General features: G+C 71.9%; 13 protein-coding genes and 1 riboswitch. Of the genes, 6 read left to right on the top strand and 7 right to left on the bottom strand.

Annotated elements, in window-relative coordinates:
• Nucleotides 1–3 precede the first annotated feature (3 nt).
• The 4 genes from pknB to thiO all read right to left on the bottom strand — a co-directional run bounded on the left by pknB (nucleotide 4) and on the right by thiO (nucleotide 4343).
• Nucleotides 4–1917 carry a Stk1 family PASTA domain-containing Ser/Thr kinase gene (gene pknB / locus OG844_RS09695; RefSeq protein ID WP_406389480.1) on the bottom strand — a complete coding sequence of 638 codons (1914 nt, stop codon included), beginning with the start codon at nucleotides 1915–1917 and terminating at the stop codon, nucleotides 4–6.
• Between the two features lie 149 nt (nucleotides 1918–2066).
• Nucleotides 2067–2861, bottom strand: coding sequence for a thiazole synthase (locus OG844_RS09690; RefSeq protein WP_406389478.1), 795 nt, complete (start codon nucleotides 2859–2861; stop codon nucleotides 2067–2069).
• 1 nt (nucleotide 2862) lies between these two features.
• Nucleotides 2863–3129: a sulfur carrier protein ThiS gene (gene thiS, locus OG844_RS09685; RefSeq protein ID WP_406389477.1), complete on the bottom strand. Its 267-nt coding sequence runs from the start codon at nucleotides 3127–3129 to the stop codon at nucleotides 2863–2865.
• Entirely contained in the window at nucleotides 3126–4343 is a 1218-nt protein-coding gene (gene thiO, locus OG844_RS09680) for a glycine oxidase ThiO (RefSeq protein ID WP_406389475.1), read from the bottom strand. The genes thiS and thiO overlap by 4 nt, the downstream gene beginning before the upstream one ends.
• A riboswitch (TPP riboswitch) is annotated at nucleotides 4341–4453 on the bottom strand. (Overlaps the previous gene by 3 nt.)
• Nucleotides 4454–4504: 51 nt before the next feature.
• Here thiO and OG844_RS09675 point away from each other — a divergent pair.
• The 6 genes from OG844_RS09675 (at nucleotide 4505) to OG844_RS09650 (ending at nucleotide 9354) form a co-directional block, all read left to right on the top strand.
• A complete protein-coding gene (locus tag OG844_RS09675; protein WP_406389473.1) occupies nucleotides 4505–4846 on the top strand; it encodes a hypothetical protein in 342 nt (113 codons plus the stop codon).
• Nucleotides 4847–4943: 97 nt separating this feature from the next.
• Complete coding sequence (locus tag OG844_RS09670) at nucleotides 4944–6107, top strand: NAD(P)/FAD-dependent oxidoreductase (RefSeq protein WP_406396064.1); 1164 nt, start codon at nucleotides 4944–4946, stop codon at nucleotides 6105–6107.
• Nucleotides 6108–6174: 67 nt separating this feature from the next.
• Nucleotides 6175–6540: an Rv2175c family DNA-binding protein gene (locus OG844_RS09665; protein ID WP_383186721.1), complete on the top strand. Its 366-nt coding sequence runs from the start codon at nucleotides 6175–6177 to the stop codon at nucleotides 6538–6540.
• A 135-nt stretch (nucleotides 6541–6675) separates the two neighbouring features.
• Entirely contained in the window at nucleotides 6676–7326 is a 651-nt protein-coding gene (thiE, locus tag OG844_RS09660) for a thiamine phosphate synthase (RefSeq protein ID WP_406389472.1), read from the top strand.
• Between the two features lie 121 nt (nucleotides 7327–7447).
• Nucleotides 7448–8365: a methylenetetrahydrofolate reductase [NAD(P)H] gene (gene metF, locus OG844_RS09655; protein ID WP_406389471.1), complete on the top strand. Its 918-nt coding sequence runs from the start codon at nucleotides 7448–7450 to the stop codon at nucleotides 8363–8365.
• Nucleotides 8366–8415: 50 nt separating this feature from the next.
• Nucleotides 8416–9354 carry a hypothetical protein gene (locus OG844_RS09650; protein WP_406389470.1) on the top strand — a complete coding sequence of 313 codons (939 nt, stop codon included), beginning with the start codon at nucleotides 8416–8418 and terminating at the stop codon, nucleotides 9352–9354.
• A 34-nt stretch (nucleotides 9355–9388) separates the two neighbouring features.
• On the opposite strand, the gene OG844_RS09645 is transcribed toward OG844_RS09650, so the two are convergent.
• From OG844_RS09645 to OG844_RS09635, 3 genes are all read right to left on the bottom strand, one after another.
• The gene (locus tag OG844_RS09645; protein WP_406389468.1) at nucleotides 9389–10903 is read right to left on the bottom strand and encodes a phytoene desaturase family protein; all 1515 of its coding nucleotides are present in this window, start codon (nucleotides 10901–10903) and stop codon (nucleotides 9389–9391) included.
• Between the two features lie 31 nt (nucleotides 10904–10934).
• Nucleotides 10935–11552, bottom strand: a complete 618-nt coding sequence (locus OG844_RS09640; RefSeq protein WP_406389466.1) for a DUF4126 domain-containing protein — start codon at nucleotides 11550–11552, stop codon at nucleotides 10935–10937.
• 356 nt (nucleotides 11553–11908) lie between these two features.
• The gene (locus tag OG844_RS09635; protein WP_406389464.1) at nucleotides 11909–12520 is read right to left on the bottom strand and encodes a TetR/AcrR family transcriptional regulator; all 612 of its coding nucleotides are present in this window, start codon (nucleotides 12518–12520) and stop codon (nucleotides 11909–11911) included.
• Between the last annotated feature and the right edge of the window lie 13 nt (nucleotides 12521–12533).

Below are 12533 nucleotides of genomic sequence, written 5' to 3'. Positions count from 1 at the left end.
GTTCTAGAGACCCTTGGTCTTGATGGTGATCGTGGAGCCCTCCGGGGCCTCTTCGCCACCGTCGACCGACTGACTCTCGATCGTGTCGCTGAAGGAGAGGAACGACCGGTCGACCTTGACCTCGAACCCCGCCTCCTCCAGTGTGCTCCTGGCCTCGTCCACGTCCTTCCCGGTGACATCCGGGACGTCGAGCATGCGCGGGCCCTTGGAGACCGTGAGCTCGACGGTGTCGCCCTCCGCGGCCTCCGCGTCGTCGGCGGGTGACTGGCGGGCGACGGTGCTCTCGGCCTCGGGAGAGGTGACCCGGTCGGGCAGCACCTCGGTCCTGAGGCCCGCCTCCTCCAGCGCGGCCCTCGCGGCCTCGATGTCGAGCCCCGTGACGTCCGGGACACTGACCGGGCTGCCCTTGCTGATCACCAGGGCGACGGCCGAGTCGGGGTGGCGATCGGTACCGACGGCGGGATCCGTACGGATCACCTCGCCCCGTGCGATCTCCTCGCTGAACTCCCGGGTCACCATCCCCGGCACCAGGCCGACCTCCTTCAGCTCGCGTCGGGCATCGGCGAGCGCGATGCCCTCGACATCGGGCACCTGCACGATCTCCGGCCCGCGCGAGATCACCAGCTTCACCGCGTCATTGCCCCGGATCCGCTCGCCCGATCCGGGATCGCTGCTGATCACCCTGCCGCGATCGACCGTGTCGCTGTAGGAACGCTTGACGCCCCCCACGTCGAGACCGGCGTCCGCGAGCCGCTTCTCCGCCGCCGTCTGGGTCTGGCCCAGGAGCGAGGGGACCCGGGTGAACTGCCCCGAATTGATGTACCAGACACCCGCACCGACCCCCAGGACCAGCAGGAGGGCGACGAGCGTCGCGAACATCCCGCGCCGGGATCCGGCGGCGAACGGCCGACGGCCACCCGTCCGCGGCGGCAGCGGGGGCATCTCCAGGCGGCTGGTGTGGTGCGCGGTGCCCTGGCCGGCCGGGATGACCCGGGGGATCACGCTCGTACGGTCGCCGGCGGCGTCATGCGTCCCGGCGAGGGCCTGCGGAGGCATCGCGTCCAGGTGCTCCCCGGTCAGACCGGCACGCACCTCGCGGGACCGGGCCAGCATGGCCACCGCGTCATGGGGCCGGGCCTCGGGATTGCGGGCGGTGGCGCCCGCCACCAGCTCGTCCAGCCCTGCGGCCAGGCCCGGAACCGCCGCGGACGGGGCCGGGACGTCCTCGTTGAGGTGCTGGTAGATGACCTGTGCGGCGGTCTCACCGGTGTGCGGCTTGCCGCCGGTCAGCATCTCGTACAGCACGACCCCGCAGGCGTACACATCGGCGCGGGTGTCGGCCGTGCCGTGCTCGATCTGCTCCGGCGCGAGGTACGAGACGGTGCCCAGGAGCGAGCCGGTGGTGTCCGTGACCGTGCCCACCGCCCGTACGAGACCGAAGTCGGCGACCTTCACCCGGCCGTCGTCCCCTATCAGGACGTTCTCCGGCTTCATGTCGCGATGGACGAAGCCCGCCCGGTGCGCGGCACCGAGCGCGGCGAGGACCGGCTCCAGGATGTCCAGTGCGGCCCGCGGCTGCAGGGCGCCCCGCTCACGCAGTACGTCGCGCAGGGTGCACCCCGCGACGTACTCCATCGCCAGATACACGTACGCGCCCTGGGCGCCCTGGTCGAACACGGCCACCACATTGGGGTGCGCCAGCAGGGCCACGGACTTGGCCTCGCGGATGAAGCGCTCGACGAAGGCGGCGTCGGTCGCCAGGGCCGGATGCATCACCTTGAGGGCGAGCACCCGGTCGAGACGGGTGTCCACGGCCCGGTAGACCGTGGCCATACCGCCGACGGCGATGCGCGCATCGATGCGGTAGCGGCCGTCGAGCAGCTGCCCGACGAGGGGGTCCTGGAGGGTCGTGTCCACGGGTCGAGTCTACGAGCCGCCACGGACACGGCGGACGGCCCGGGGCAGCCCGGGGACCGTTCTGAAGCCGAGCCGTGACAGGGACATGTATGTGTGGTGACCTGGGAGCGGCCGGTGGAGCAGCCGTGTGAGCAGGTCGGGCGGCCGTGTCAGAAGGCCGGGCGCTCCGGATCCAGCACCGCCCGGCCCTCGGCGGGCGAGGACGCCTCGGCGAAATGCCGCCTCGGGATCCGGCCGGCCCGGTACGCCAGGCGCCCTCCGTCCACCGCGTGCCGCATCGCCGCGGCCATCAGCTCCGGCTCCTGCGCCCGGGTCACCGCTGAGGCGAGCATCACAGCGGCGCACCCCAGCTCCATCGCCAGCGCCGCGTCCGAAGCGGTTCCCGCCCCCGCGTCGAGGATCACCGGAACCGCGGCCTGCTCGATGATCAGCTGGAAGTTGTGCGGGTTGCGGATGCCGAGCCCGGATCCGATGGGGGAGCCGAGCGGCATGATCGCCGCGCACCCCACGTCCTGGAGTTTCCGGGCGAGGACCGGGTCGTCACTGGTGTACGGAAGGACGGTGAAGCCCTCGTCCGCCAGGGTCTCGGCGGCGTCCAGCAGCTCGATCGGATCGGGCAGCAGGGTCCGCTCGTCTGCCACGACCTCCAGCTTGATCCAGTCGGTGCCGAGCGCCTCCCTGGCCAGCCGGGCGGTCAGTACGGCCTCGCCCGCGGTGAAACAGCCGGCGGTGTTGGGCAGCACGCGGATGGAGAGCCGCTCCAGGACGGAGAGCACCGAGCCCTGCACGGTCGGATCGAGCCGGCGCATCGCGACGGTGGTCAGCTCGGTTCCCGAGGCGATCAGGGAGCGCTCCAGCACCTCGAGGCTGGGCGCACCGCCCGTTCCCATGATCAGCCGGGACGAGAAGGTGGTGGAGCCGAGCGTGAAGAGATCGTCCGACATGTCAGCCTCCCTGGACCGCGGTGAGGACCTCGACGCGGTCGCCCTCGCCGAGAGCGGTGGCGGACCACTGACTGCGCGGCACGACGGCCTCGTTGACCGCGGCGGCGACACCGGAGTGCGCCGTGGTCAGGGTCGCGACCAGGGCGTCCAGCGCGGTACCGGCCGGGACGGTGCGGTGCTCCCCGTTGACGGACAGGGACACCGACTCGGGCCCGGATGCGGAGGCGGACGCAGGTGCGGGAGCGGCGGTGGGCAGGGGCTCGGTCATGCGGGCTGCTCCTGAGGTGCTGAAGTGAGGGCTCCGGGGGAGAGGTTCGGTGACGCGGGACCCCGGCCGGAGGACGCGAAGCGGCTCGGCGCGAAGGGGCGCGCCTCTGCGGGCAGTTCGCCGGTGGCCAGCACTTGGCCCATCACGTCACCGGTGACGGGCGTCAGCAGCACCCCGTTGCGGTGGTGGCCGGTGGCGAGGTGCAGGCCGGGCAGTGCCGTCGGGCCCAGCAGCGGGGCGTTGTCCGGAGATGCGGGACGCAGGCCCGCGCGGGTCTCGGTCAGCGGCAGTTCGGTGATGCCCGGCACCAGCTCGTGGGCGTCGCGCAGCAGTTCGTAGACCCCGCCCGCGGTGACCGTCGTGTCCCAGCCCATCTCCTCGCTGGTCGCGCCCACGACCAGCTCGCCGTTGGCGCGCGGGACGAGGTAGACGTGACTGCCGCGGACCACGGCCCGTACGGTGCGGCTGAGGAAAGGGGCGTACGCGGGCGGCACGGCCAGACGCAGTACCTGCCCCTTGACCGGGCGGACCGGTGGTACGACCTCCTCGGGGACCCCGGCGAGTCTGCCGCTGAGACTGCCGGCGGCCAGCACGACCTGGTCGGCGCTCAGCTCCGTACCGTCCGCGAGGACCGCTCCGGCCGCCCGGCCGCCCGTCACGCGGAGCCGCTCCGCCCGGGCCCGGTGGAAGACCACACCGGCCCGCTCACACGCCGTGACCAGGGCCGAGGCCAGCCGGCGGGGATCCACCTGGTGGTCGCCGTCCGCCCGCAGTCCGCCGCGCACGCAGGGGGCCAGCATCGGCTCCAGCCGGCGGCACTCGCGGCCGCTCAGCCACTCCGACGCCAGCCCCGAACGCTGCTGCAGGGCGTGCAGCTCCCGCAGATGGGCCCGGTCGTCGGAGTCCAGCGCGACCGCCAGCGTGCCGCAGGCACGGAAGCCGGTCTCCTGCCCGCTCGCTTCCTCCAGCTCGGCCACGAACGCCGGATAGCGGGCGGCGGAGGCGACATTGAGGCCGAGCAGCGTCTGCTCGCCGTAGTGGAGTTCGGTGACGGCCGCGAGCATGCCGGCCGCGACCTGGGCGGCACCGCCGCCCGGTTCGGGATCGGCGACCGCGACGGACATGCCGCGCCCGGCCGCCCGCCAGGCGGTCACCAGGCCGATGATGCCGCCCCCGACGACCAGGACGTCGGATCCGTTCTCGGAGATGCGCATGGGCGTCCAGCCCCTCCCTTCGCCGGCATGACCCGGATCAGGTTCGTACGGTCGGAGGCCGTCCAGCCTCCCTCTCAGCCCGGTGCGTCCGGGCTCCCGCGAGTGCCTTACGTTGGCCACCCTAAACCCCGCAACCCGCAGCCAGTAAGGGAGCAGCCACCGTGGCCCGTTCACTCGACGGACTCGTCCTGTCGCCCGTCGCGGACCAGGCACCCGGCCAGGTCGGCACCCGCACACGCTTCACCTACCGGGAGCGGGAGGGACGGGTCTGGGCCGAGTACGCGGGCGGTGACGTCGTCCGCGGACATCTCGTCGGCACCAGGGAGGGCGACACCCTGGACTTCCGTTATGTGCAGCTGAAGCAGGACGGAACGACCTCCGGCGGCCACTGCGTCTCGACCGTCACGGAACTCCCCGACGGCCGGGTGCGGCTGGAAGAGCGGTGGGAGTGGGAGTCCCAGGAGGGCAGCGGGACGAGCGTGGTGGAGGAGCTCGACACCTGATGGAACGTCAGGTGATTAGGGTGGCCGGGTGAGCGAGCAGACGGAACAGCGGGAAACGGGACAGCAGCCACGCCGGGTCGTGGTCGTCGGCGCCGGCATGGCAGGCGTGCAGACCGCCGTGGCCCTGCGCGAACAGGGCTTCGCCGGCCAGGTCACCCTGATCGGCGCGGAACCGCACCAGCCCTACGACAGGCCGCCCCTGTCGAAGGCGGTCCTGCTCGGCAAGGCCGAGGACTCCGCCTTCGACGTCGACTTCGAGGCGCTTGACATCACCCTGCGCCTTGGCCTCGACGTGAGCGGACTGCGCGCCGACGCACACGAACTGGACACCCCCGAGGGCCCCGTCCCGTACGACGTGCTGGTTCTCGCCACCGGGGCCGAGCCCGTCGTCCTGCCCGGCTCCGAGGGCGTTCCCGGTGTCCATCTGCTGCGCACCGTCGACGATGCCGCACGGCTGCGGCCCGTCCTGGAGCGGCAGCACGACGTCGTGGTCGTGGGAGCCGGCTGGATCGGTGCCGAATTCACCACCGCGGCCCGTGCCGCGGGCTGCGCGGTCACCGTCGTCGAAGCAGCGGAACGCCCCCTCGCGGGCACCCTGCCCGCCGACGTCGCCGCCCCGATGGCCCGCTGGTACGCCGAGAGCGGAGCCGAACTCCTCACCGGCGCCCGGGTGGCGCGCGTCGACCCCGGTGCCGTCGTCCTGGCGGACGGACGGGTGGTCCCCGCCGGAGCGGTGATCGTCGGCATCGGCGCCCGCCCCGCCACCGGCTGGCTGGAGGACTCCGGCATCGCGCTCGGCCCGGACGGCTCGATCACCGCCGACGGCTCGCTGCGCACCTCCCTGCCCGACGTGTACGCGGTGGGTGACTGTGCCTCCTTCCCCTCCGCCCGCTACGGCGAGCGGCTGCTGGTCCACCACTGGGACAACGCCCTCCAGGGGCCCCGGACGGTCGCGGCCGCCCTCGCGGACGGGCAGCCCCGGACGTACGACCCGGTGCCCTACTTCTGGTCCGAGCAGTTCGGCCGGTTCGTGCAGTACGCCGGTCACCACGCCGCCGCCGACACCATGCTGTGGCGCGGCGACCCGGCGGACCCGGCCTGGACGGTCTGCTGGCTGCGCGGGGGCGTCCTGGTGGCGGTGCTCGCCGTCAGCCGGCCGCGCGACCTCGCCCAGGCGCGCAAGCTCATCGAGGCCGGGGCGAGCATCGATCCGGTGCGTGCCGCGGACCCCTCCGTACCGCTGAGGACTGCGGCGCCGTAGGACCCGGGTACCTCCTTACGGGCGGCCCGGCTACCGACTGCCGGTCCGGGATGGCAGGCTTGTCCCCGTGACCGAGATTGACGCAAAGATCGATGTTCTCGTCCCCGACTGGCTCCACCTTCCCGACATCGCGGAAATGCTCGATGTCGAGGTGACGCGTGTACGGCAGCTGGTCAAGGAGGGTCAGCTCATCGCCGTACGACGTGGTGAGAGGCGGACGCTCCAGGTGCCTGCCGCCTTCATCGACGGCAACAAGGTGGTCAAGGGCCTCGCAGGGACCCTGACGCTCCTGAAGGACGACGGCTACAGCGACGAAGAGATGCTGGAGTGGCTCTTCACCCCCGACCCGAGCCTGCCCGGCACGCCCGCGCAGGCACTGAGTGAGAATCGCGGTACGGAGGTGAAGCGCCGGGCCCAGGCGCTCGCCGTCTGACCGGACGACCGTATGCGGGGTGCGGGCCGTGCTTCACGGCCCGCACCCCGCCGTGACCGGCACCCCGCCGGGCCGACGACCACCGGGTCGGCGGCCCGGCGGGTGCCGGCGACCTATCAACGGGGGAAATCCACCATGTCCACGCCTCGCTCGCTGCTGGCCGACGCCCGGCTCTACCTCTGCACGGACGCCCGCAAACGGCAGGGCGACCTTCCCGCGTTCCTCGATGCCGTGCTCTCCTCCGGCGTCGACATCGTGCAGTTGCGCGACAAGGGCATGGAGGCCGCCGAGGAGCTCGAACACCTGGCCGTGTTCGCGGACGCCTGCAAGCGTCACGGCAAACTCCTCGCGGTGAACGACCGGGCCGACGTCGCCCACGCCATCGGCTCCGACGTGCTGCACCTCGGGCAGGGCGATCTGCCGGTGCCCGCCGCCCGCGCCGTCATCGGCACCGAGGCGGTGATCGGCCGCTCCACCCACGCCGAGTCCGAGGTGGACGCGGCCGTCGCCGAGACGGGCGTCGACTACTTCTGCACGGGCCCCTGCTGGCCCACCCCGACCAAGCCCGGCCGGTACGCCCCGGGTCTGGGGCTCGTCCGCTACGCCGCCTCACTCGACCAGCCGCGCCCCTGGTTCGCCATCGGCGGAATCGACGCGGGCAATCTGGACGAGGTGCTGGACGCGGGCGCACGGCGGATCGTTGTCGTGCGGGCGATCACCGAAGCGGCGGATCCCGCCGCGGCGACCGCGGCGCTCGCCGCGCGCATCAGGGCGCGCGCGGCCTGAGCGGGCGCATCTCGCGCTCCGGGGGAGGCAGTTGTCCGAGGGGTGGACAGCGATCACATTAATCCGGGTGAAAAGCCCCGGTCTGGTTGGGGTACCGCCGAGCCCTGGTTAACCTCCCAGTATGGCTCTTGGCACACCCTCCACGAGGACAGATCACGCTCGCACCGTGCGTGAGATGCTCGCGACCGGCAAAACGTCGTACTCGTTCGAGTTCTGGGCGCCCAAGACCGAGAAGGGCGAACGGAACCTCTGGAACGCCCTGCGGCGGGTCGAGGCGGTGGGCCCGAGCTTCGTCTCCGTGACGTACGGGGCCGGCGGTTCGACGCGTGCGGGGACGGTGCGGGCGACCCAGCAGATCGCCGCCGACTCCACGCTCACCCCCGTCGCGCATCTCACGGCCGTCGACCACTCCGTCGCCCAGCTGCGCAACATGGTCGGGCAGTACGCCGACGCCGGTATCCGCAACATCCTCGCGGTGCGCGGAGACCCGCCGGGCGACCCGATGGCCGAGTGGGTAAAGCACCCTCAGGGCGTGCGGTACGCGGCGGATCTCGTCCGGCTCATCAAGGAATCCGGCGATTTCTGCGTCGGCGTCGCGGCCTTTCCCGAAATGCACCCGCGGTCGGCCGACTGGGACACCGACATCGGGCATTTCGTGGACAAGTGCCGCGCGGGTGCCGACTATGCGATCACCCAGATGTTCTTCCAGCCGGAGAGCTATCTGCAGATGCGTGACCGCGTGGTCGCCGCCGGTTGCGACACCCCCGTCATTCCCGAGGTGATGCCGCTCACCAGCGTCCGGCAGCTGGAGAGATTCGCCCAGCTCAGCAACGCGTCCCTGCCTTCCTCACTGAAAGAGCGCATCCTCGCCGCGAAGGACGATCCCGCCGCTGTACGCTCCATTGGCATCGAGTTCGCCACGGAGTTCTGCGCGAAGCTGCTCTCCGAGGGTGTCCCGGGGCTGCACTTCATTACGCTCAACAACTCGACGGCAACACTCGAGATCTACGAGAATCTCGGACTGCACAAGCAGTCGTGACCGGCCGTACCCGCCACCAACCGGGGCGGTGGCCGTAGGAGGGGGCGGGCGTGGGCTGGACGGTCCTCTACATCGCATTCGGCGTCGTGGCGCTGTGGCTGCTGGGCGAGGTGCTGCTGCAGTACAAGGCGCGGCTGCGCTGGCGGCTGCTCGCCTTCGCCGGATTCCTCGGTGTGGTCCTCGGCGTACTGATTCCCTCCGTGCTGGTGATCGCCCTCGGCGCGATCGCCTTCGCGACGGGTCAGACGTATGTGACCCTCTCCTTCCGACGGGGCTTCTCGACGGGCTGGGCCATAGGCGGCAGCCCCGGCGAGAGCCGCCGTCGCCGTGGTTCCGGCGACGCACCCGGCCGGAAACCCACGCTCGAGGTCTCCGGCCTGGAGTACCAGGAACCCGTACCGGAGGCCGGGGACGAGACCGCGGCATCCGCGGTCTACGAACCGCAGCCGCTGCCGGACGACACCGGGCAGTACGGGATATACACCGACGCCGCCTACGCGGCCGCGGGCAGCCAGGAAACGCAGGGCGAGCAGCAGCAGTACGGCGCCTACGACCCGTACACCGACTACGCGCAGCCCGCCCAGGACACCTACAGCGGCCAGGGCGCCTACCAGGGCCAGAGCGCCTATCCGGGCCAGGACACCTACCAGGGCCAGGACTCCTACGCCGGCCAGTACGACTACGGCACGCAGACGCCGGACTACGCCCCCTACTCCGACCCGTACATCGGGACCGGTGCGGCAGCGGGCCCCGACCAGTACTCCTCGTACGACAGCTACGGCAACGGCTACGACAGCTACGGGGGCCAGCAGCAGTACACCGGCCCCTACGCCGAGCAGTACGCCTCGGAGACGCCGCCGGGAGGCGTCTGGGTCCCGCAGCAGCGCGAGGGCGAGCAGTACCCCCCGATGCCGCCCGAGCAGCCCCCGCAGCCCGCCCCGTACGGCAACGGGTACGACACCGGCCAGAACGAGCAGTACCGCTACTGACCACCCGCGGGCACGACGACGAGCGCTCCGCGGCTCACTGCGAGCCGCGGAAGCCGTCACCCTCCACCACGAGCCCCGCGACCAGGGCCCCCGACATTCCGGCATGCGCCAGTCCGCCACCGGGATGCGACCAGCCGCCCGCCAGATACAGGCCGGGCAGCCCGGTGCGGTTCCCGGAGTGCAGATACGCGCCCCGAGCTCCCGCCAGCGCGGGCGCGGGCACCGAACCGCCCTCGGCGCCGGTGTCGGCGGCGGTCTCGGCAGGGGTGCGCACCTCGACGTGGAGTATCCGCTCCCGCAGACCGGGAACGGCCACGCGGGCACGATCGATCAGCACGTCCGCGTACCGCTCGCGCAGCGCCGCGTCCGTCCAGTCCACCGGACCGTGCGGGGCCACCGTCGCCATCAGGGTCACCGCCTCGTGCGCCTCGTCGGGGCGGGTGGCGGGGTCGTCGGGACGCAGCACCGTCACGGTGGGCCGCTCCGCGGTCCGTCCCCCGAACACCGCGTCCTGCTCAGCGGCCCCGTCCTCGCGGTGCACCACGCTCCGGTGCACCGCACCTGCCTCCCGGGCGCCGCGCAGTGACAGCAGCACCAGGAAGCGGCCCGGCACCGGACCCTGCACGGCCCCCCGTGCTTCTCCTGCCTCTGCGCCGGGCCGCCGCCCCTCACCGGACAGCAGACCGGGCCACGGCTGCGCGCCCAGGACCACGTGATCGGCCTCGACACTCTCGCCGTCCGCCAGTTCGACGCCTGCGGCCCGGCCGTCCTTCTCGGCCACCCGGACCACCTCGGCACCGAAAACGAACGTCACACGGCGCGCCAGGCACCGTTCGTACACCGCCTCGGCGAGCGCCCGCATGCCCCCGGTGACGTACCAGCTGCCGAAGGTCTCCTCCATGTAGGGCAGCAGGGCGGCGGCCGCCGGCGCGCGGCGGGGGTCCAGGCCGTACGACAGGGCGTACCCGTCGAGCAGGGCGGCCAGCCGGGGGTCCGCGAGCTCCCACGCACCGATCTCGGCGACCGTGCCCGCTTCCCGGACGGTCAGCAGCCTGCGCCTGCGGAGCGCGGGGTAGGGATCACGGCCCAGCACCTGCCGGTCGTCCCGCAGGGGCTCCTCCAGCAGCGGCCTGCGCGAGCGGTCCCATGCCGTCCCCGCCCGGTCCAGGAACTCCCCCCAGCGCACTCCCGATCCCTTGCCGAGTGCCCCGTCCAGCGCGCCGACGACTCCCGCCCGCGAGGCGTTCGGCAGGGAGACCGCGGTGCCGTCCGCGAAATGGTGGCGGCTCGCAGGGTCGACCTGGGTCAGCGTGACGCGCTGCTCCAGGGATTCCTTGCCCGTCTTCACGAACAGGTCGCGATAGACCGCGGGAAGGTGCAGCAGCGAGGGTCCGGTGTCGAAGACGAACCCCTCGTGGGCATACCGGCCGAGCGAGCCGCCGTAGGTCCGGGACCGCTCGTACACCGTCACCCGGTGGCCTGCCACGGCCAGCCGGGCAGCCGCCGCCATCGCGCCCGTCCCGGCGCCGATCACCGCAATTCGTGCCATGTCAGTGACCCTAAGGGGTGGCACCGACAGCTCACTCGTGAGGCCGGTGCCCGCCCGTTGCCGCCATGCGTTTCTCTTCGCGTCGCTGTGCTCTGCGACGCAGGAAGCGGCGGATACGCGAGGCGAGGAAGACCAGTATCACCAGGCCGAGCACCAGAAGTGTCGCGGCGATGACGGCCGCGGCCACGGGGTTGAACATGGCGAACGTGATGATCCCGGCGACGCCGAGGTCCTCCGCGACGCTCACCGCGACGTTGCTGAACGGTTCGGGCGAGGTGTTGACCGCCATCCTGGTGCCCGCCTTCACCAGATGGCTCATCAGCGCGGTGGAACCGCCGACCGCCGCGGCCGCGAGCTCCGGCAGCGATCCGCTCTCGCCCGCCAGCAGCGCCGCGACGACCGCCCCGGCGACCGGACGCACGACCGTATGGACCGCGTCCCAGGCCGAGTCCACGTAGGGGATCTTGTCGGCCACCGCCTCGAACAGGAAGAGCACCCCGGCCGTCACGAGCACATCGGTGCGCTGCAGCGACTCGGGCACCTCGTCGGTGAGTCCGGTCGCGCCGAAGATGCCGAACAGCAGGACCACCGCGTAGGCGTTGATCCCGCTCGCCCAGCCACTCGTGAACACCAGGGGGAGTACGGACACGGACGCGATCGTAACCAGTCGCCGTCCGCCCCGGGTGGGCTCCCGCACACAGCTCTGAGTATGTGTACCTAGTGGGGGAGATGAGTAGGGACGCGGATGGGCTCCCACCTGCACGGACGGCAGAGTGGAGACCACGGAAGGGGCGCAGCGCCCGGACCGCCGGCACGGGGCGGCGGAACGGTGCGGCACTCCGGACGCAACGGGGGTGTACGACGCGGAGCCCGGGGACCACGGGGGAATCGGGGTCACGGGGAAGGGCGCCGCGGAAGCACCGAAGACGCCGGTCCGGTGGCATTCGAGGGGGATCGAATGCCACCGGGCCGGCGTCTTCGTGTGCCGTGTGCTCCCGGGTCTCCTCAGCGTCCGCTGACGCGCCCGTGCAGCAGCAGGGACAGGGCCGAGTGCACATCGTCGATCGAGCGCTCCGGCTGGAACGCCTGCCAGTCGAGCGCCGCCACGAGGACCATCCCGACGAGGGCGGCGGCCGTCAGTTGGATGTCGATCTCCTCGCTGAGCTCACCGTTCGCGACACCTTCCCGGAGCACCCCCTCGACGACCGCGACGGCTTCCTGGCGCAGCACCAGGAGTGTCGACTGCCAGGCGCGGTTGGTGCGCCAGAGCTCGGCGACGTACAGCTGGGTGAAGGCCGGGTAGCGGTCGATGAAGACCAGACCGGCCCGGATCATCGCGTCGAGGGCCTCCACCCGGGTGCCGTCGCGCTCGTCGGTCTCCTCGGCCGCGGAGCGGAGCGACTGCGTGAGCAGTCCGACGCCGTGCCGCAGCAGCTCCTCGAAGAGTTCGGTCTTGCTCTTGAAGTTGTAGTAGACCGTGCCCTTGGCCACCCCGGCACGCTCGGCGATCTCGTCCACCGTGGTCGCCGAGAAGCCCTTCTCCGCGATGAGGGTCACAGCCGCCTCGTAGAGCTTCTGCCGCGTGGCCTTGCGGCGTGTGGTGCTACTGCTGTCCATACGGTCGATTCTC

The sequence above is a fragment of the Streptomyces sp. NBC_00887 genome, assembly GCF_045207585.1.
This window is presented reverse-complemented; position numbering and strand designations above follow the sequence as displayed.